General features: G+C 49.9%; 18 protein-coding genes and 1 pseudogene. 3 read left to right on the forward strand and 16 right to left on the reverse strand.

The window, feature by feature from the left end; translation table 11 throughout:
- Positions 1-15 precede the first annotated feature (15 nt).
- The 15 genes and pseudogenes from ACZA91_RS03485 to ACZA91_RS03555 form a co-directional block, all read right to left on the reverse strand.
- Positions 16-1,374 carry a DUF4910 domain-containing protein gene (locus ACZA91_RS03485; protein ID WP_463184701.1) on the reverse strand — a complete coding sequence of 453 codons (1,359 nt, stop codon included), beginning with the start codon at positions 1,372-1,374 and terminating at the stop codon, positions 16-18.
- 1 nt (position 1,375) lies between these two features.
- Positions 1,376-2,623 carry a sulfotransferase family protein gene (locus tag ACZA91_RS03490; RefSeq protein WP_463184703.1) on the reverse strand — a complete coding sequence of 416 codons (1,248 nt, stop codon included), beginning with the start codon at positions 2,621-2,623 and terminating at the stop codon, positions 1,376-1,378.
- Between the two features lie 57 nt (positions 2,624-2,680).
- Entirely contained in the window at positions 2,681-3,781 is a 1,101-nt protein-coding gene (locus ACZA91_RS03495; RefSeq protein WP_463184704.1) for a class I SAM-dependent methyltransferase, read from the reverse strand.
- 156 nt (positions 3,782-3,937) lie between these two features.
- Positions 3,938-4,360 (reverse strand): annotated as a pseudogene (locus tag ACZA91_RS03500) (class I SAM-dependent methyltransferase); the annotation flags it as partial.
- 345 nt (positions 4,361-4,705) lie between these two features.
- Positions 4,706-5,311, reverse strand: a complete 606-nt coding sequence (locus ACZA91_RS03505) for a class I SAM-dependent methyltransferase (protein ID WP_463184706.1) — start codon at positions 5,309-5,311, stop codon at positions 4,706-4,708.
- Positions 5,312-5,546: 235 nt separating this feature from the next.
- Positions 5,547-5,942: a hypothetical protein gene (locus ACZA91_RS03510; RefSeq protein WP_463184708.1), complete on the reverse strand. Its 396-nt coding sequence runs from the start codon at positions 5,940-5,942 to the stop codon at positions 5,547-5,549.
- Positions 5,943-6,083: 141 nt separating this feature from the next.
- A complete protein-coding gene (locus ACZA91_RS03515; protein ID WP_463184709.1) occupies positions 6,084-7,196 on the reverse strand; it encodes an N-acetyl sugar amidotransferase in 1,113 nt (370 codons plus the stop codon).
- A complete protein-coding gene (gene asnB, locus ACZA91_RS03520) occupies positions 7,193-9,028 on the reverse strand; it encodes an asparagine synthase (glutamine-hydrolyzing) (RefSeq protein ID WP_463184710.1) in 1,836 nt (611 codons plus the stop codon). The genes ACZA91_RS03515 and asnB overlap by 4 nt, the downstream gene beginning before the upstream one ends.
- Before the next feature lie 33 nt (positions 9,029-9,061).
- Complete coding sequence (locus ACZA91_RS03525) at positions 9,062-10,078, reverse strand: N-acetylneuraminate synthase family protein (RefSeq protein ID WP_463184712.1); 1,017 nt, start codon at positions 10,076-10,078, stop codon at positions 9,062-9,064.
- 2 nt (positions 10,079-10,080) lie between these two features.
- Complete coding sequence (locus ACZA91_RS03530) at positions 10,081-10,551, reverse strand: GNAT family N-acetyltransferase (RefSeq protein WP_463184713.1); 471 nt, start codon at positions 10,549-10,551, stop codon at positions 10,081-10,083.
- A 279-nt stretch (positions 10,552-10,830) separates the two neighbouring features.
- On the reverse strand, positions 10,831-11,889 hold the full coding sequence (locus ACZA91_RS03535; RefSeq protein WP_463184715.1) for an NAD-dependent epimerase/dehydratase family protein: 1,059 nt from the start codon (positions 11,887-11,889) through the stop codon (positions 10,831-10,833).
- Positions 11,886-13,046 (reverse strand): DegT/DnrJ/EryC1/StrS family aminotransferase, encoded by a 1,161-nt coding sequence (locus ACZA91_RS03540; RefSeq protein WP_463184717.1) that lies wholly within the window; start codon positions 13,044-13,046, stop codon positions 11,886-11,888. The genes ACZA91_RS03535 and ACZA91_RS03540 overlap by 4 nt, the downstream gene beginning before the upstream one ends.
- Positions 13,043-14,056 carry a Gfo/Idh/MocA family protein gene (locus ACZA91_RS03545; RefSeq protein WP_463184718.1) on the reverse strand — a complete coding sequence of 338 codons (1,014 nt, stop codon included), beginning with the start codon at positions 14,054-14,056 and terminating at the stop codon, positions 13,043-13,045. Before ACZA91_RS03545 ends, ACZA91_RS03540 begins: the two co-directional genes overlap by 4 nt.
- Positions 14,057-14,062: 6 nt before the next feature.
- The gene (locus ACZA91_RS03550) at positions 14,063-14,758 is read right to left on the reverse strand and encodes a cytidylyltransferase domain-containing protein (RefSeq protein WP_463184720.1); all 696 of its coding nucleotides are present in this window, start codon (positions 14,756-14,758) and stop codon (positions 14,063-14,065) included.
- Between the two features lie 64 nt (positions 14,759-14,822).
- Complete coding sequence (locus ACZA91_RS03555) at positions 14,823-16,133, reverse strand: nucleotide sugar dehydrogenase (RefSeq protein WP_463184722.1); 1,311 nt, start codon at positions 16,131-16,133, stop codon at positions 14,823-14,825.
- A gap of 80 nt (positions 16,134-16,213) precedes the next feature.
- Here ACZA91_RS03555 and ldpA point away from each other — a divergent pair, with 80 nt between their 5' ends.
- The 3 genes from ldpA to ACZA91_RS03570 all read left to right on the forward strand — a co-directional run bounded on the left by ldpA (position 16,214) and on the right by ACZA91_RS03570 (position 20,195).
- Positions 16,214-17,278: a circadian clock protein LdpA gene (gene ldpA, locus ACZA91_RS03560; protein ID WP_463184724.1), complete on the forward strand. Its 1,065-nt coding sequence runs from the start codon at positions 16,214-16,216 to the stop codon at positions 17,276-17,278.
- A 158-nt stretch (positions 17,279-17,436) separates the two neighbouring features.
- A complete protein-coding gene (locus tag ACZA91_RS03565) occupies positions 17,437-19,236 on the forward strand; it encodes a R3H domain-containing nucleic acid-binding protein (protein WP_099534743.1) in 1,800 nt (599 codons plus the stop codon).
- Between the two features lie 206 nt (positions 19,237-19,442).
- Complete coding sequence (locus ACZA91_RS03570) at positions 19,443-20,195, forward strand: superoxide dismutase (protein WP_099534651.1); 753 nt, start codon at positions 19,443-19,445, stop codon at positions 20,193-20,195.
- A 191-nt stretch (positions 20,196-20,386) separates the two neighbouring features.
- On the opposite strand, the gene ACZA91_RS03575 is transcribed toward ACZA91_RS03570, so the two are convergent.
- On the reverse strand, positions 20,387-20,875 hold the full coding sequence (locus ACZA91_RS03575) for a hypothetical protein (RefSeq protein ID WP_190354167.1): 489 nt from the start codon (positions 20,873-20,875) through the stop codon (positions 20,387-20,389).
- Positions 20,876-20,947 lie beyond the last annotated feature (72 nt).

Raw genomic sequence — 20,947 nt, forward strand, 5'->3', positions numbered from 1 at the left:
CCAGGCAATGTAGCTTTAGGCTCGGGAAGAACGAGGAGGACGGGATAAGGGGGCGAACTCCATGCGAACGAGAGACTTCTTGTGGAACCTTAGCAAATATTGGTGAAGGCGATCAAAGGGAAGGTCGTGACGGTCAGCAATATCCAAAATGGTTATGGAGCCGTCAAAGTAACGCAACAAGCAATCCAGAAGGTGCCCCCACTTTTCAGAATCAGCATCTAAGTCCTTCACAACTGATGGGTCAGGGCGTTCGAGATAGAGATCGTATTCAGGATTGGACAAGCAGAGCAGCCCATCAAACTGACGATACAAGCGCTGATTATTCTCAAAAATATTGATAATTTTCTGAAAAACGTTAAAAACCTCTAGACTTTGCTCCCAGTCAATACGGTCAGGGGTATCTAGGCTTGAATGATACTCAGGGTAGGGATCGAACTGGTCAAGACAACGGGTTATTTCAACAAAAGGAATTTCGTAGCCGGGTGATTCCCAGACTGTTTCATCGTTACCGGCTCCCTTGCGCCAAGGAACGCACTCATACGCTTTGCTATAATGCCTGAGAGCATGAGCCACAACTTGATCGAAAGGAAGGTTACCCAAAAAGGTTGATGTTGTTTTGATTGCGCCAGAAGTACCTGGCATCTCCATGAAAATCCCAGCGATCAGGTTATCTAGTTCGGTGGGTGAGTAGTCACGCAGATAAAAGACGGTTCCTAAATGCTCTGGGTTAAGTAATAGCTTGTAAGTGTAGTAGGTATCTCGTCCTTGGAGCAACTGGAACAAACGAACTAAGATAGCGGTGGCTGCAAAACCATCATTGGCTTGGTGTGGATGACAGGTATTGTTTTGAAAAATGATCGTGGCGGGTGACCTCCCTTTATGGGTATACTCGCCAACCAACATCTCCCCAGGTTCATAGGTTGTTTCTAGTTCAACACGGTAATTGCCTGGGCCTAGATTTTTATAGATCTGATAGGGAATGCAGAAAGCCCAATCTGCTGCCCAAGGACGATATTGCCACATGCAGTGAAACATGTGAGCCTCTGGCAGTTTGGGATTGGTTACTAAATGTGACCGAAGTGTTTCCCAATCAAGATCTCCCGCGAAAGATTTGGAATAGTACCCAACTCCCAAATCATGAGATCGTCCATCAAAAATCAACTCACCATTTCGATACAGAAGTGCTTTCTGTACTGACCAAAGTTTGGGCACTATCCACCCGTTAAAGGTTTCATCAGATGCATATCGGTAGACCTTGAAGGGCAATTCTTTCCGGAGATAATCAAACAGTGCATTGTTGCCACTCGCGACAACACCTGTCGAGAAAGTGCACAAATCATAAGTCAATTTCTTAAGATAATCACAGTTGTCCATTTTAATGATCACCTTTCTTTACATGTGGCGCTATTTCGCTCATGGCGTATTCAACTCTCTGATCACGCAAAATTACATCATAGACATCAAGATAAAGGAAAGATTTTCTCAATGTTTCATGATCAAGATAATGACAATCGTTGTTGCATAGAAACTGCCTAAAAAGCTCGTATCCAATATCTTGTTGAATATCCCTGAAGTCACTGCGCCAGTTAAAATCTGCCAGCGATTCATTGTACAGATAAAACAAGGTTTCCGGATCCATTTGGTCAATTGAATTAGTAAAGTCACAAGTATAATCGCAGATTCTCATGTCATGCTGAGATAAAAATTCAATGGACTGCCAAACCTCTTTCGGGAGATGATATCTCCATCGCGTGGATGAGCACTGGTCAAAGAAAGATTGATCTTCTAGAAAGCTACTATTTCCTGTCCAGGGTTGGTTGTTGTGGGCACATCGAAACATGGATGGATTAATCATATCCTCAGAAAAGTTCAATTGCAGAAAATCACATATCAGTCTTGCGTGATTCTCGGGCTGGCTGATCAGATCTTCATAACGAAGTATCCAGAAATGATCTTTTAAGTGCTTCTTAACCAAGATAGCACTAGCAACTTGCTTACGCCAATGCCTGATTACTGAAAGAGTATGGGCGACTTGATCAGGGTACTTAGTTTTAGAGGCAACAATGGAAGCAATAATTGCCCTTGGATCCCGAATTATGAGAATAAATTTTGATCGTGGAAAAGATCTTGCAATAGAAGTGACAAAATCGATTGACCATACTTCCTTAGTTCCTATCCAGGTACTCGTTCCTCGCGAGTCCGCAATTGCGTTAAAACCAGATAGTAGCCATTCCTTATAAGTATTTCCATGTATATTTGGTAGATATTTGATTAAATCAGGGCTTTCATGACTCATCCTACTTGCTAGTTGCTCGTGCAATACACATCTTTCGCTGTAGTCAAAGGGAATATCAAGATCAAGGTTGTGCAGGATATCTAAAATTTGAATTTCTTGATGAGAAAAATAACCATCAGAAAAAGGTTGATTTTGATCAAAAGATTGTCGTAAAGCTTGATTTCCATAGCTCTGAACAGCCGCATTACGTAGAGATTTATAAAACGGCATGTAAGGATCCTGAGCTATTGTTACCTCAGGGTGAGCATCTAGCATGAATCCTAGGAGTGTTGTGCCAGATCGGATCATGCCAGTCACAAAAAGGAAACCACTTTCTTCATGTAGCATAAAGTCAACCTTCGCTTACACTAGCAATGGGTTTTCATAAAAATGGGCATGAAAAATTTAAACAGGAATAGCAGCAATTACAACATCATCGCACTGTCGACCAAAATCCAAGCTTTTTTGCCACACAGGAATAATATCAGCAGTTTTGTCCAATATATTTTCTATACCCAGTCTGATACCGAGTTGAATGAGGGCCTCGTATGCATCCATCCCGAAGTACCAAGCAGCCACTGGTCTGAAGCCGCTTTCCACCAATACGGTAGCTAAAGAGGCATCACTAAACGCATTAACGTGACTTGTCGGATCCATATGACGTGACACGCAGCTTTTGGAAATTTGCTGGGATGCAGTACCAAATGCATCAGCACGTGGCACCTCAACTATCAACATCCCTGTCTGATTACTCAATTGGTCATGCGCTGCCTTCAAAAAACTTATAGGATTTGGAATATATTCCAGTAATCCCCAAAAAGTGATGACATCTGGCAGCTCATTTTCTAGGGCTAAGTCCAGAAAATCCTGGTCCCATAAATTGATTTGAAATGCTTCTTTTGCAAAATTACGCGACTCTAAACTCAGTTCAATTCCTTCTGCTGAAATGCCTCGCCTGCGTGCGCCTTCGACAAAATGACCACCACCAGCACCAACATCTAAAATAGATCTAGGACTTCTGGAGTATGTAGCTTCATACTCACCCAAAACCCAACTCAATTTGGGCTGAATAATTTCGCTAATTCGTACTTCAATTGCGTCTTTGTCAACATAGGTAGAGGAATGAGTTTCGGAATTTCGAAAAATGGATTCTAGTATTGCGGAGTCAGGTTGCTCTGCAACGAATACGTGTCCGCAGTTGCGACAACGAGTGTAGTTGACACCAAATACCTGCATGTAGCTACCTACTTCTGCTACTTCTGTAAAGCAGCAAGGGCAGCTTTTTAATCGGTTAAGTGTTGCTGTATCAGTGTAGATTTGGCTGGCAATTGCGTTCAATCTATTTGAGTATTCAACAACTTCTTCCAGAGAAGATTCCTTAAGTTTAACAACGTCAAAAGGCTTACCAGTTTTGACACGTATGTCAAAGCTGTACGCACTTCCATTGTCTGGAATATATGACCACTGTTCTTGACTAATTCCCAAACCTGCATAGCTATCAACCATCGGAGCGGTTCGAGTCCATTTAGACATATCGTTATCCCTTTTGGCTGATAGAGCCGAAGACACTACACATGAACATTAACTTCCACTTGTGCGCAATCGCAGTATTTTCTAAATCTGGGTAACTTTGCAGTTCGATGTTTTCAAGCACCTCTGCGCTCACTTAGTAATGGTGGAGAAGGGTGAAAGTGAAAACTGCTGGTTTTTCTCAACCAGTCTGTAGTACTTTAGCTTATGGCAGTAGCTGAGTGGGTTTTCTCGAATGTTAAATGTCACTTTTTGCAGATAATTTGGATTGGACAGTAGTGAAATAACCTCGGATTCAAAATGTTTTTTGAAGAAGTTAGTGATGCATGAGTTCAATTTATATAGGCCAAACAACTCATTTGAATGGGTTACAATGAAGTGCCCTCCTTTCTTTAAAATTCGCTGAACTTTGCCATAAAACTGCTCTTCTTCTGCATCAGTAAAGTAAGCAAGAACGTTAAGGGCAAATAAGTAGTCAATGGAATCAGATCGAATCGAGCGGAGCTGATCTATTGAACCTTGGAGCAAGGAAATTTTATCTGATCCATGCTGAAGGCGGCTACTGGCTTCTTTAACATTCTAAGGTTGATGTCAGTGCCAGTCCAGTAGATGTCTTTGTATGATTCATTAAGTTTTTGAATCAGGATTCCCTCGCCACAGCCAAAACCCACACAGACCGTTCCACATAAGTCGACTACGTTCAACATTGACAAGACTGTATTGAAACGTGCTGTGTGGTATATGCCATCAATCAAGTCAATGCCTGCTTGACTATGCTGCTCCCAGTAATCAGCCGAGGATATGTCCCTGCCAACACGCTTTAGATCCACTTTCTCAACCTCAATGATTTTGATAGCAATGGAAAAGCCCGGTCTTTACAATTTACTGCCTGTCGCTATCTTACAGATACGCGAAAAGCGTGTATTTTGAACTTGGTTCTTGCACCCTTGCAATCACTAGTGGCTTTCTGAGTACAGCCCTTGACAGCAGTGCTGTAGATAGAGTTGAGAATACATGGTGGTGCTCAACAAAGAATTCTTCTCGACTAAACTCTGGAAATTCTGATGCCATTTCACCATCTGGAAGCTCAACATATATGTATCCCATAGGGTCTAGATGGTCAACACCCTTGGATAACATTTCCACAGGATTAATGACATGCTCAAGCACCTTGTTAAAGGTAATGAGGTCATACCTACCCAGTTGTCCGGTCTGCATGAAGTCATCACAGACCACCTCAATACCGCCGACTTGTTGACCGACTGCTCGGATATGTTCAGCAGCGTTTGGATCAGGATCAAGTGCTGTCACATGCCAGCCTTCTTGACGCATTCGATAAGGAAACACCCCTAATCCTGAGCCAACATCTAGGAGCCGAGGCGGGCGCCCTTCCAGTCGAGGTAACTTCAAAGATTGATCTGCAAACTCGAGAATTCGCTTTACACGCCCTGCATTATCCGACTTTTCGGGAGAAAGTGCAATAATGCGTTCAAAAGTCTGTTGCATTCCTTTAAGTCCATAAGTTGCATCTACATATGCCCCTTCGTATAGTCGCGACAGATCGAAGTCACATATTGATACAAAGTGACTACAAGCCTGACATTGATGAATTTCTCTATGGTAAGTCTCGCTACCTAAATTGAATGGTGTTTCCCCGTTTGGTGGTGTTGTGTAAACCCAAACACAGCGAAGTTCATGGCCGCATATTGGGCAAGTTTCAGGTGACCATGTTGTAACTTGCTCAGTCATTGCTTGATACCTTGTCATCTAAAGATCTTGCAAGAGTCTCAAGTTCAGCACTGCTGTCTAGCCATGCTATAACAACCAAAGACTCTACCGCTAGGTAGCGCTCAAACACTGCTTCTTGACCTTTCTCTATTAACAGCACAAAGTAACGATCAATCCGGTTACGCACCAGTACTGCTCGCAATCCAAACCCAGCCAAGCGGTTATTGAGGGATGGCGTTGCATAAAATCCCCAATCTTTTCGGGTAATGTCATATTCCGCGCCGGACTCAGTGGTGAAGGTGACCTGCTCATCAGGAGCCAATGCGATGCGACCACAGTCGGCAATGGTGACCGTTTCACCAAACCCCACATCGTAGGTTCTGGGCGGATCGATTGGCGTAAATTGCATAGCTTCTCTCCTAATTAGGAACTGCTTGGGTGGATTGATCTTAGCCGGCTTATGCCTATTTCATCTAGTAACAGTACTAACAATCCAGACCAGCTAAGAGTTCCAGGCTGGCATCTGTAGCACTAGCCAGCACAATTGGTATTACCATTGCCAATCGGAAATCAAGAAATCACGGATTTCCCAGCGATCACCTATCTGTGCCCAAATATTGTGATTGCGAAAAGTTTCAGCAATCTCGAAAAAATGCTGGGGAGTAATATCTAAAAACCGACAAAATTCTTCAATGTCTTCATGAGGAGTTTCATCACCGCGATCGTGCAAGAATTGCACAGCGGCCTCACGAGTCATGCGACCATTCCGGATTTCCAGCGACAAATTATCAAACGTTCGTGTAAATCCAAACTTATACCACTTGAGCCAGTGATGAATTGAGATAAAGTCATCATCAATGTCAGCGTAATCATAGTAGCCTGTGCGAGACGCTTTGCCGCGATGGAAACCATGATCGAGGGCAACCTGTAGACTGGTTTCGACATCCCAGGGAAAGTAATAACCCAGAAAAATAGCTAGCACATTCTTGTCAGCTAGCTCTTGGGCTGTTGGGCCAAAGTAGGGTGTTAGCTCTGCTCGTGAAAGACGATCACTAACCCAATCAGATGCTGTTGTGCCATGGGTTACCCCATAGGTTTTGAGCCAACGTTCATCGAGCTGAAACCCTAAGTGCTCTTCATCACGACTGCCATATTCAAATGCGGAATTTTCACCCCAAACCACTAAGGGAATTTCAAATTTGGCGGCGATTTTTAAGGGAATATTGAATAGCGCCATGTGCATGGGAATGGCTGTTGACCCACATCGCTTAAAGCTTTCATAGAGAAATTTGCGCTCAACCTGTGGATTTACTTGATAGTCAATATGGTCAACTCCTAGGGAGACTAAGTTATCTAGATTTTGCTGACCAATGGGTGTGCGAGCTGGTGTTTTCCAGGTGACAGCTAAGGGGTTGAGTCCGTATTCCAGGCACTTAACCGTTTGCCAGGTACTGTCCTTTCCCCCACTGACAGGAATCAGGCAATCATAGCCATTACTATGTCGCTTAGCGCGATCGACCACAGCTCGAAAAGCCTTCTCCCTTGCCTCCCAATCAATCACTTGCTTGGTATCGTGGGATTGGCATGCATTGCAAATTCCATCACTGCCCAATCTCAAGTTGGGACGGGTGTCTGGTAAGACACAGGACTGACAGTATTTCATGCGGCAAATTCCTCTAAAAAGATTTTGCTATTGAGGAAATAGAACAGAAATTTACTTTCACTATTAGGCAAGTCAGGCTTAGCTAGTAATTGTTCAATTTTCGCTTTCTGAATGCGATCAAAAATCGGACTGTCATCGAGTAAGTAAGCCTTGACTTCTGGATCATGAACATCCAAAAAATCAAAAATGGGCGCGTTAAAGCCAACCTTGCGTCGGCTATCTAGGATGCGATCGGGCACAATACCGCGCATGGCATCCCGCAGCACAGACTTTGCTTTACCATCACGGATTAAGTGACGGCAGGGGATGCGATGGCAAATATCGAATAGGTTGCGATCGAGGAAGGGAGATCGATTTTCGATCGAGAAATACATGGCATTCAAGTCATCCTCATGCACAATTACCGGTGTGGCTTCATGGAACAGCTCATTCATCGTGCGATTTCGCAGTAGACTGTCGGTGAATATGGTTTCTGCAAAGTCTTCTCGCCAGGGATTGATGAAATAGTCTGCAAATTCATCGGCATCCAGAAAGATATGACCGCGGAAACTAGGATCTTCAATAAATAAATTGGGATTCTTGAGATAGCGATTACGAACGATTGGTGAAATGTGGGTGTACCAATTCTTTAGCGATTGAGCATGAAGTTCAGGATACTGCCGAACTTCATACAGGTAAGCCAAGTGATGATCGTAGTAACCTGTAAACATTTCATCAGCAGCCGTGCCACTGACAGAAATTCGATAGCCTTGGGCTGCAACACTCTCCATCAACAGCCAATGAGCGTAATAGGTAATTGTATACACTGGCGCATCATGGTAATGAACCAGTGATCGCAGCTTTGGTAAAAAATCTTGAGGATTGACAGGAATAGCCGTGTGCCGTAAGCCCAACTCTTCAACGGCGTAGTCCACCAAATCCTGCTCTTCATAACGAGCATCGGTGTTAACGATCGTAAATCCTTGCACGTCATAATCGAAAATACGCTTGGCGATCGAAATTAGTGCATTAGAGTCAACACCCCCACTCATACAAAATGCGATCGGTACATCAGCGCGTAAGCGAATTTTGACCGCTTCAATTAATGCCGCACGCGCACTTTCGACTGCTTCTTCATAGGTCATGGTCTCGATAGGCGTAAATTGGGGCTGCCAATAGCGAACCGTTTCGAGATTGCCAGCTTGATCGACGCGACACCATGAGGCGCTTGGGACTTCGGAAACTCCTTTGAAAAAGCTGTGGGATTGTTTGTAGAGCGCCTTGTAGCCGTTGATTACATAGCGGCAGAGGTGATCATCATTAATTTCAAACCTTTGACCGACTAGGGCTTGGAGAAATTTAATTTCTGAACCGAAGTAAAGGCCAGTGGCATCTTGATATAGATAGAGAGGTTTTTCACCAAAGCGATCGCGGCATAACACCAAAGTGCCATCAGCTTCGTGGTAAACCGCAAAAGCCCACATTCCCTCGCAGCGATCGAGTACGTTCCACCCTAATTCATTGATCGCAGTTAACAACACTTCGGTATCGGATGTTGTCGAAAAGTTCCGTCCACGCGACTGCAACTCAGACTTGACTTCTAAGTAGTTATAAAGCTCACCATTAAAGGCAATCCATTGGGAACCTACTTGTAGTGGCTGGTTCGATCGAGGATCGAGATCAATGATGCTTAGGCGGGAGTGCAGGAGGTACGTGTGGCGACCTGTGGCGTGATGAGTCCAGTGGCGATCGCCTGTGGCATCCGGGCCGCGCCGTCCCATGCGCTGTAGACAACGATCAATGCGATCTCGCTCAAGGAGCTGAGTACCGATATAGCCTGCAATACCACACATAGATATCTCTAGATGTCTTGATCGTCGCTTGATCTAGTCGTGAAAGTCTTCCAGAGCAAATTGTTGTCCTGAGGCAACGGATCGCCGTAGGGTTTTGCCCAGCAAAGATGGTTCCAGACCCGGTACAATTCCGGAGCCAGGGCGAGTCCAAACTAGATCAGTTGCTTCGAGCCGATGACCAGGATTCAGATTATGTTTTGCGGCGATGGATCGGCGAATTGCTGTTGCTGAAATAGCTGCGCAGGGCTGTAATTGCTTGTTGAGTGTCCCTAGTAGCAGCTCCGCCTGTCGGATGCGTTCCACTAACTGCTTTAGGTCTTTTGGATCTGCTGACAATTGATGGTCTCGAAAGTCGGAGTAATGTTTATCAAGGGTGAAGTGCTTTTCAACGATCCTTGCACCCATGGCTACAGATAAGACAGCTGCCTCAATCCCAATTGTGTGGTCTGAATAGCCAATAGGACAATTAAGGTGATTCGACAAGAAAGTAATTGAATTTAAATTGGCTTCTTCGGGAGGCACAGGGTAACTGCTTACACAATGTAAGACTGCTAATTGTGGATCTTTAATTGCTTGAAGTTGCCAGCATTGATAAAGATAATCGGTGGTTTTTTGAACTTGTTCCCAATCACTAATTCCCGTTGAGATAATGATGGGCTTTCCGAATGCGACAACTTGCTCTAGTAATGGATAAAATGTATCGTCACAGGAGGCAATTTTATAGGCATCAACTAGGGGTTTAAGTCCTGCGGCGCTATCCAAGTCGAGCGGTGTGGACAGAAATAATAAACCCAATGAACGCGCTAGTTTTGCTAGCTCAGCAAACTGCTCAATGGTTAATTCAAATGACTGTAGCCGAGCAAAGCGAGCTGCGTCAGTTGGACTAATAAATTGCTCAGTTTTAAACGTTTGGAACTTGACAGCATCAACGCCGCACTTAGCCGCTTCTCGGACTAGCTCGCAAGCCACCTCAAAGCTGCCTTCGTGGTTGTTGCCAATTTCTGCCACGATCGCGACGCGCTCAGTTAGGTCTAGCGTTCCAATTTTCATGGCTAAGCGTGGTAGTGCAACAGATATTGGCTACGAACAATTGAGAAGCCCAAGGATTGATACAGGCGCAGGGCAGGCAAGTTCGCAACCTGCGTACCCACTCGGAATAGGCTACACCGATCGCGGTAAGTTTGCATAAAAGCACAGGTCAGAGATTGTCCAATACCTTGGCCGCGTGCTTGGTCGTCCACCGCAATCAAATCAATCGTCGCCACTGAGTACTCAGGTTCTTGGGTTAGAAGGGCTGCCAAAAAACCGATGGGCTGGTTAGCTTTGCGAGCCACAAGTACCCGATCGCCCCGCCGCCCATCACAGCAATTGGCTATCCAATCGCCTTTGATCTGCCCTGCTATGGTGTTGCTCACCTGCGGATCGAGATGAAAGCGTGAATAGCGAAAGGCCTGTTTCGCCAACTCAATAATGCCAGGGTGATCAGCCGCGATCGCCATGTCAATAGGCTGAGTTGGAGGCATAAGACCGGCTTTCAATGCGGGCAACTCCAATAGGAGGTGGGTGTCAACCACTCCAAAACCCAGTCGAGCCAGATCTTGAATCCAGTCAATTCGATCGCAAGGTACTCGTAGCTCATAGAACCCTGGCTGGACAAGATGCGATCGCAGGGCGTCTACATCCCACCCATCAGCAACTGATAAGCGAAATGCGGGTTTTCTCAGCCGCTCCCCTAACCATTGGTCAGGGGTCATCGTCCAACCAAGATCCATGGCTGCAATGTCCAAGCTGATCACAAGAGGCTAAGCCCTCGAGAGCGCTGGTTCACGCTCGGTGGTCATCAGGCTCTTGTACCAATCGATATATTTCGGGAAGCCGATTTCAATCGGGTTGGCTGGTGCATAGCCCAAAAGATCTTTAGCCTTATCGATATTCAGTGTGCCCCGGAATGGAATCAATTTGTCGCGGGTAACACTTTCCACATCCACTTGCGGGAAATGCTGACGCACAATTTCCACCAAGTCTTGGATTGATCGCGAACTACCGTAGGTCAAATTGAAGGTCTCGTTGATTGCTTGGGGATGATCGATAGTACGACAAACGCCCTGCACTAAATCATCAATGAATGTGAAATCAATTCGCTCTTGACCATCACCATCAATGCGCAACTTAGCCCCATTCAAGGCATTTTCGATAAAGATTTGACCAACGCGGCGACTAACACAGCGAGGGCCATAGAGCGCTGAAGGCCGAATAATGGTGTAGGGCAAATCGAATACTTGATTGTAGGCAATCACAATCTTTTCGCCAGAGAGCTTGAGTGCCCCATAAATCCCGAGTGGGTTCAGCGGTGACTCTTCGGTGACTTCCGGCGTGAGGAAGTTGCCATAGACCATGCTGGAGGAGAAGAAAATGAATTGCTCCACGCTCACCCGCGAAGCATCCAAGGCATTCTCGAGCGTCCGCAAGCTGTGGTCAAAGGTGCTGTAGGGATCTTTATTGGAGCGATTGGCATGGGCAACGGCTGCCAAGTGAATCACGACTTGCGGCTTGATTTCTGCGATCAAGTGACCGACTGCATGGTAGTCGCGTGCATCCTGAATATGGAGGGGAATGCCAGCCTCGTGTAATAAATCGAGGCGCTGGTGCAGAATCTTCAGGTAAAGATCCCGCTGATACAAATCAGGCATTTTCTGGGCATAGGCCAGCAAATTATTGACCTGCAAACTGTCAATAATTTCGACATGGGCCCCAAGTTGCTTGAGGGTCAGCGCTAGATTATGGCCAATAAAGCCTGCACCACCAATCAATGCGATACGGCGATTTACAAGGGAGCGATCGAGACTAAAAGATTGGCTCATGGGGTCATCTCCTGAATCACTTGTTGGACAGTTTTGCCGATATAGTCCATTGCATCGAGGCCGATGTGTGGGCCGACGGGAAGGGCGATCGAGCAATCACTAATTGCCGTGGCATTCGGGTAGCGGCTGGCATCGTAGCCGTACTTTTCGCGGTAGTAGGTCATGCGTGGCACGGGCTGTGGGTAGTAGATACTAGTACCAATGCCACGCGCATTTAACTGCTCAACAACGGCATCGCGGCTATCGGCGATCGAACCACGAAGCACGAGGGTTAGACAATAGAAGCTGTTGGTGCTGCGCGGACTCTGACTATCAATAACCAGCGTGTTGGGAATAGCAGCTAGGTGCGACTGAAGACGACAGAAGTTTGCAGCACGACGTTCCAAAATGTCGGGAATTTTATGGATTTGTTGACGACCGATCGCCGCTTGAACATCGCTCATGCGGTAGTTAAAGCCCAGGGTCAACACGTCGTACATGCCGGGCACTTTGCGCTCAGAAAATGTGCGATCAACCCCAAATCCACGGAGTTTTCGCACAGCATCCGCGATTTCACGATGGCGCGTTACGAACATCCCACCTTCGGCCGTTGTAATGTGTTTGACCGGGTAGAACGAGAAAGCCCCCACATCGCCATGCAGACCCGCATGCTTTCCGTCAAAGTAAGTTCCGACTGCGAGAGCTGAGTCTTCAATCACTTTGAGATTGTGACGATTGGCGATCGCGACGATCTCATCCATCGGGCAGGCAATCCCTAGAAAATGAACGATTGAAATTGCTTTGGTTCGTTCGGTAATTGCTGCTTCAATCGCGGCTGGATCAACGTTGCCTGTTTCTAGAATGCAATCGACAAAAACGGCTTTTGCACCAACCAGTTCGACGGCATGGGCTGTGGCGGTGTGGGTTTGGGCTGGCACAATTACTTCATCGCCTGCACCCAACCCAAAGTAAAAATAAGCGAGGTGTAGGGCAGCGGTGCAAGAACTGACACTAACGCAGTAAGCCCCTTCTCCCAAAAAAGCCGCGAATTCCTCCTCAAAGGCCTTGCATTGGGGGCCGTGGGTCAGGATGGGGCTATCTAGAACGTCCAGCACGGCTTGCCGCTCGTCGGCGGTAATCCACGGACGACCAAAGGGGATCGACGGGGGCGGATTCATAGGTAATTGATCGTGACAGTAGCGCCTTCAATCAGCGATTGTTCCGCTGCTATGCAGACGCTGATGAGGTCAAGGTTGTTTCGCGTGATTTGCTGAGTAGCTATCCTATCGCCTTTCGCGATCGCATCCAGCCAGGGGGGCAGTAAATCGCCTTTGGAGGCTGGTAGCGGGTTAAGGGCGATTGGAGCCGCCATCACTGCCGGATCGCGCGTGACGTGGAGACGCGGCCCGCAATCGTCATAGATCACCGTGCCTTCAGTACCGAAAACACGCAAAACATGTTGATGTCGATGAACACAGCCAAAATTAGCGGTGATTCGCCCGATCGCTCCAGAAGGAAACGTTAACATCGCACAGGCAAAATCATTGTAGGCAAATGCCGTTCCTTGGGTACAAATGCGATTGCCCCAGCTTGAGACTGCGATCGGCCGCTCGCCTAACAACCCAATTGCCAAATCGAGGAGATGGATGCCGCCCCCTTCCAGAACCGAGTAGTCGCTAACATCCTTGCGCCAGCCCTCCGTAATCTTGTGCAGGCGACCGTAGAGATAGTCCCCATCAATGGCATAGATTTGTCCTAAGCGTCCCAAACGGACTGTATCTGAGAGCCAGCGATAGAGCGGAGCCGATCGCAGCACTAAATTAGACTCGATCGCCAAATCAGGGTGCTGCTGCCAGGTGCGATGGATTGCCTGTAGTTCCTCCAGGGTTCGGCATAGGGGCTTTTCAACAAAGACGTGCTTACCGGCCTTGAGGGCAGCGATCGTTTGGTCAGCATGGTCATCGTCGTAGGTGGCGATCGAAACGACGTTGACCTCTGGATCAGCCAATATTTGCTCATAGCTATCGGCAACACGACCCTGCCCGATCGCCGTGGCGATCGCAGCCGCTTTGGCATGATCGTGGTCAAAGACCCACTTAAGACGACTATTAGGCAATCGAGCATAGGTGCGGGCATGCTGTTCGCCCACTCCTAACCCAATCGTGGCAGCAACCAATGGCTGTGACATAAGACGCTAGGAGCAAGGGCGAAGGACGGGTTCAGCGCGATCAATTCGCAAGTCCAGGGCTGCCAATGATTGATCGGGTTCTAGACGGTACAGGTCATCAAGGGTGTCGATGGTCATGGATTGCTCGGCCAATCCTGCGTCGGCTGAAAATAAATTGACAATACTGTAGCGATCGGGGTTGCGGTAAAAGACCGGCATCACATGTTCGCGATCATGGTCGGTCAGCTCCTGTGGGTTGATCGTCAGAAAGGTAACAGCGTTGGCAATTTCTAGGCTCTGCCCCTTGGGAAAACTACGCGGGAACACGTTACTGACTAAATCAACTGGCCAGTCTTGGGCCAGGGCGATCGCCGACCGCAGTAAGTCAGCACTCAGCAATGGACTGTCAGCGCAGATCCGCACAAAGCGATCACAGGGCCAGTGGGCGAGGGCTTGCCGAAACCGATCAAACACATTATTTAAAGATCCACGAAAAACCGGCGTGCCGATTGTGGTCAAGTAAGCTGCCAATGGGTCGTCACTGGGTTCATCACTGGTCAGCACAACGGCAGACTCTGACCCAGCTGCTGCGGTGGCGGCCCGCACAACCTGTCGCACAATTGGCTCTTGACGGAATGGCGCGAGCACTTTGCCCGGAAAGCGTTGGGAACTCATACGGGCCTGAATGAAGACTCGCACCGAGCAACCAGCCTGTTTACCCATAGCTTAGATTTAGTATGTGACAACGCACGTTTTACGAGCCGGATTGAGTCCATCACCCATCAACTTAAGCTCGAACAATCCGATCCGAAGGTTCGAGGTAAACGCCGCGCGTATCGACAATCAAGGGAGCTAATCGAGCAATTGTCGCATAATCAAAGACTGTGTGGTTGGTTGCAATCACTGTGCAGTCAACAGTTGACCAGTCGATCATTTCTAAATCAACGCTTGTCAAGTCGAACTGATGTTCGCGCATTTTAGGGAAAGCTGGCACGTATGGATCGCTATAACAAATATTGGCATGACGGTTTCGCAGCAGCTCCATGATTTGAATAGAGGCCGACTCACGCACATCATCGATATCTTTTTTGTAAGCAATGCCTAGGATAAGAATACGGCTATTGCGGATGGCTTTACCACGATCATTCAGGGCTTCAGCAATTTTACTAACAACCCACTCTGGCATCGAGCGATTAACCTCGCCAGCCAGTTCAATAAAACGAGTATTTAAGCCATATTCCCGTGCTTTCCAAGTTAAGTAGAACGGGTCAATCGGAATGCAATGCCCCCCCAGTCCTGGACCTGGGTAGTATGGCGTAAACCCAAAAGGCTTGGTTGCGGCTGCGCGAATAACCTCATAGATATCGATGCCCATTTTGTCGGCAACAATTTTCATTTCATTCACCAAGCCAATATTCACCGCACGGTGAATATTTTCTAGGAGCTTAGTCATCTCTGCAGTCTTCGCGCTACTTACGGGAACGGTGCGATCAACCGCAGATTCATATAGGGCAAGTCCTGCTTTGAGGCAGTTAGGTGTTACTCCACCTACAACTTTGGGAATAGTCTGAGTTTCAAATATAAAATTACCAGGATCCTCTCGTTCAGGAGAGTACACTAGAAAAATATTTTGTCCAATTACAAAGCCTTTTTGTTCAAGGACAGGTTGAATAATATCTTCTGTCGTGCCTGGATAGGTTGTGCTCTCTAAGCAAATGAGTTGACCCGCCTTTAAAAAGGGGGATACAGAGTTAATTGTTGCACTGATGTAGCTTAAGTCGGGTTCCCGATATCTGCCTAGAGGGGTAGGGACACAGATAATGATTGCATCAGAGTCCAAAACCGTTGCAAAATCCGTGGTTGCCTTAAACCCTTGAGACAAGGAAAGCTGAATATCCTTGTCTAGAATATGCTTGATGTAGCTTACCCCAGCATTTAGACTTGCTACCTTTTCGGCATCAACATCAATTCCAGTCACCGAGTATCCAATAACTGAAAGCCTTAAAGCCAAAGGTAATCCTGCATATCCTAGTCCAATTGCTGCGATGGAAGCCTGCTTATTGATTAAGCGATAGGTAAGTTGATTTAGGCTAGACAAAGGAACCTCCTCTTACATTCATGGGATCAGGACAAGGTCAATCTGATCGCAAAGTTGGCGGGGGGGCGTAGCATGGAAGGGTGAGTGTTTTTCCTTCGCCGCTGGTTTCATTGAAGTCGGGGTGCTGGTTCAAGCTGATTTGTGGCGCGAGTTTCCAGCATTTGCCGGCCATCCGGACTCTGGCCCTGGTCTATGGGCTAGCTGGGGCTGACTGTGTGGATGTGGCTGCTGATCCGGCGGTGATTGCGGCAGCACGATCGGGCTTGGAGGTTGCCCAGTCCCGATCGGGTCGATCGCCCTGGCTAATGGTTAGCCTGAACGATGGTGAAGACCCCCACTTTCGCAAAGCCCAGTTTAACCCAACTCAGTGCTCTAGTGATTGTTCTCGGCCCTGCGAGCGGGTTTGTCCAACGGGGGCGATCGACCCGGGCGGCGTAACCGAAAGCCTTTGCTACGGCTGTGGCCGCTGTTTGCATATTTGCCCGCTGGATTTGATTGGGGCGCGATCGTATGTGTCCACCCCCAGCGCGATCGCCTCGGTGGTGTTGCCCTTGGGCGTGGAGGCGATCGAGATCCACACGGTTCCGGGTCGCTATGATGATTTTGCGCGGCTGTGGCGATCGGTGGAACCCCACCTCGATCGGTTGCAGTTGGTGGCGGTCAGTTGTCCCGATGGCCCGAATTTGGCAGATTACTTGCGATCGCTCTACGACTTGATGGCACCCGGCTTGCGAGCGGCCGGTTGCGCCCTGATTTGGCAAACGGACGGGCGGCCCATGAGTGGCGACATTGGCGCAGGGGCCACGCGCGCGGCGATCGCCCTGGGCCAAAAAGTTTTGCAATTGGGCTTACCCGGTTTTGTGCAGTTGGCCGGGGGCACGAACGATCGCACCGTGCCCAAGCTGCGAGATTTAGATCTGTTGGGGCCCGATCGCCTGGCCGGCGTGGCCTATGGCAGCTATGCCCGATCGCACCTGAAACCCGTGACCGATCGGCTCGAGGCCCTGGAACTGGCAGCGGGCCAAGCCGTGCCGATCGAAACCCAACCGGAATTACTGGCCGAGGCGCTGACCTTGGCGCAACCGTTGTTCGCTCCGCTGAAAGCTCCCCACGCTCCGATTCCGCTGGCAGCGCTGCCGCCTTAGCCTGTGGCTAGGTTTGTAGCGTTGCTTTGCTCCGAGTCCAACTTGCCGCGCCCTCTTGCTGTTAATTAGCTCTTATGGTGATGTTTCCCGATACTGGCGATCGTCCCGTGACTTTGCAAACCGCCCAACAAGTTAAGGAAGGAACTGACTTGGCAGCAATGGCTGATTCCGCTGGCGCACCGGCTGTGGGTAGCGAAGCGATCGATCTGGGTCGCACTCGCAGCACCGATGACCTGAGCCAACTTCTGGGTATTTTGCCGCCTCACCTGCGGAAAGTTTTAGAAAATCATACGGATTTGAATCAGTTGGTGGAGGTGGTGATGGACTTTGGGCGGTTGCCCGAGGCCCGGTTCCCCGGTGCCCGCACCGAAAGCCTCAGCGACAAACCCGTCACCCGCGACGATTTGGACTATGCCACCGCTCGGGTTGGGCATTTTGGCGGCGACAACCGCGCCGGCATCGAACAAACCCTGCACCGGATCAGCGCCATCCGCAACCGCCGGGGCGACGTGATTGGCCTCACCTGTCGCGTGGGGCGGGCCGTGTTCGGAACGATCGCCACGATTCGCGACCTGGTGGAAAGTGGCAAGTCGATTTTGATGTTGGGGCGGCCCGGCGTGGGCAAAACCACGGCCCTGCGGGAAATTGCCCGCGTGCTGGCCGATGAACTCCAGAAGCGGGTGGTGATCATCGACACCTCCAACGAAATTGCGGGCGATGGGGATGTGCCGCACCCGGCGATCGGGCGGGCCCGACGAATGCAGGTGGCCGAACCGGAATTGCAACACAAGGTGATGATCGAAGCGGTGGAAAACCACATGCCGCAGGTGATCGTGATCGACGAAATCGGCACGGAGCTAGAAGCCTTGGCAGCTCGGACGATCGCCGAGCGGGGCGTGCAACTGGTGGGTACGGCCCACGGCAACCAGTTGGCGAACTTGATCAAAAACCCGACCCTCTCGGATTTGGTCGGCGGCATCCAATCCGTCACCTTGGGCGACGAAGAGGCCCGGCGGCGCGGCTCCCAAAAAACCGTCCTGGAACGCAAGGCCCCGCCGACCTTTGAGGTGGCGGTGGAAATGCAGGAACGCAGCCGCTGGGTGGTGCATGAGGATGTGGCGACCACGGTGGATTCCCTGTTGCGTGGGCGGATCCCTGAGCGGCAGGTGCGCACCATCAGCGACACGGGCCAGGTGACGATTACCCACGAGCTGCCGGAAGCCGAGACGGCGGGCACCGATCGCTCCCTGGCCCCAGCGGGCCGCAACGGCGGCCCCAGCAAGGGCGATCGTGGCTGGCGATCGAGCGGGCAAATGACCCCAGTGCCGCCCAGTCGCCGGGCCGTCGTGCCCTTGGGAGCCGCCACGCCCCACGAGGAATTCGCCCAACTGCTCGATCGCACCGACTACAGCCCCCGGGCGATCGATGAAACGGACGACCTGAAGCAAAACGGCTATCTCTACGTCTACCCCTACGCCGTCAGCCGCCACCAGCTCGAGCAGGCGATTCGGTTGCTGAATTTGCCGGTGGTTTTGACCAAGGAGCTGGACACGGCCGATGCGGTGCTGGCGTTGCGCACCCACTTGAAAAATCACACCAAGTTGCGCCACCTGGCCAAAACCCGCCAACTGCCGATCTATATCCTGAAGTCCAACAGCACGGCCCACATTGCCCGCACCCTGCGCCGGATTCTGAAGCTGGACGACGAGGGCGGCGAGGTGGAACCGGTGGATCTGCGGTTGTTTGCGGACAATGCCAGCGATGACGAGCTGGAAGCCCTCGAAGAAGCGCGGCTGGCGGTGGAAAACATCGTGATTCCCAAGGGGCAACCGGTGGAGTTGTTGCCGCGATCGGCCCATGTGCGCAAAATGCAGCACGAGCTAATCGAGCATTACAAACTCACCTCCACTAGCTTTGGCGAGGAACCCAACCGCCGCCTGCGGATCTTCCCGGCTTAGTCGCACGACAGCCTTAATTCGTTGGGTCAAGTTGCGGAGTCAGTCGTGGTAACAAGGGGCTTAAGCCCCTTGCTGCCTAACGATTTGGTGGCGATAACAGCCATGTAATTTAACCCAGCAAATTAAGGCAGCCACGCTACTAGGGCAGGCGACCAAATTCAAACCGGCCTCAAAAAATCAGAAAAAACAATTCGAGGGTTTTACCTATGGCTCTCTCTCGTCGTGCGCTAATTCGGCAATCCTTGGCTGCAGCTGCGGGCTTCACCCTGGCGGACTGGTTGCTGTGGGGACAAGATGGGGCGATCGCCGCTCCAATCGCCCAAACCACCCCGACCGTACCCGAAATTTTCAAAGTACCGCCCTTACCCTACGCCTACGACGCACTGCAACCGACGATCGATCGGGAAACCATGGAGTTTCACCACGACAAGCACCACGCCGCTTACGTCAAAAACCTGAATACCGCGATCGCGCCTTACCCCGAACTGCACAAGCGCTCGATCGAAGATCTGATCAGCAATCTCGACGCGCTGCCCGCCGACATTCGCGCCGCCGTTCGCAACAATGGCGGCGGCCACGACAACCACAGCCTGTTTTGGGAAAGCATGGGCCCCAACGCGGGCGGCCAACCCACTGGGGCGATCGCCCGGGCAATTACAGACACCTTTGGCAGCTTTGAAGCCCTGCAAACCGCGTTCAACCAAGCGGGAGCCAAGCGCTTTGGCAGTGGCTGGGCTTGGCTAGTGCTCGATCGCCAAGGAAAACTCACCGTCACCAGCACCGCCAACCAAGACAGCCCGCGAATGGAGGGTCAAATTCCCCTGCTCGGCAACGACGTTTGGGAACATGCCTACTACTTGAACTATCGCAACCGACGCGATCAGTATCTCCAGCAGTGGTGGAATGTGGTGAACTGGCCGGTAATTAACCAGCGCTACGAAGCCGCTAAAGCCGCTTAAACCTCAAAGGTCGCGGGCACATTGATTTCCCATATCCCAGATGTCAGGACAAGGGGCTTAAGCCTCTTGCCTCCCACGATCTGCCAACGGTGGAATCAGGGTTTCAGGTGATTTGACGACAGACCCTCAAGCCCCCTGTCCGCTGAGATTTGGCACGGTTTCTGGGGGTTTGAGGCCCCAAATTGAGATGCCTAAAACACCTCTAGGTTCAACACATAGCGACCTAAAGGCAAATTCTGGGCCCAAAGCTCATATTCCAAACGCACCCAATCGGGAACCGGCCGGCCCGACAGAGTGAGGCTGCGGGTGAAGTTGCGGAGGCGAATTTGTTCGTAGCCCTGGTCTGTGGCTTCCTGGAGCCAATAGCGACTGATGCCATAGACCCCCCGTTCCCAAAGGTGGCGGTAGTGGAAACCGCTGGCGCTTTGCATGGTTAACACAGCCCGCTGGGGGGAAAGTTCCAGCCACAAGCTGCGATCTCCCTGGGGTTCCGCATTGGCCGCATAACCGGGCATCAGCACCGGTTCGATCGCCTTCACTGCCGGTTCCGCCAGCAGAATATGGAAGCGATCGCGCTCATTTTCGTAAATCGTGGCGGAAGTTTCGATCGAGGCGGCCGTTGGTAAATCTAACGACAACAGCGACAGGCTAATCGGACGGCGGTGACGAATCGGCGACATAGGTTGCGGCCTTGTTGGCTCAGGAGAAGCATCACGCGCAAAACCCGGAAAGCGATAGGATTGTCGGGCGAG

The sequence above is a fragment of the Limnothrix sp. CMB-01 genome (assembly GCF_055193175.1).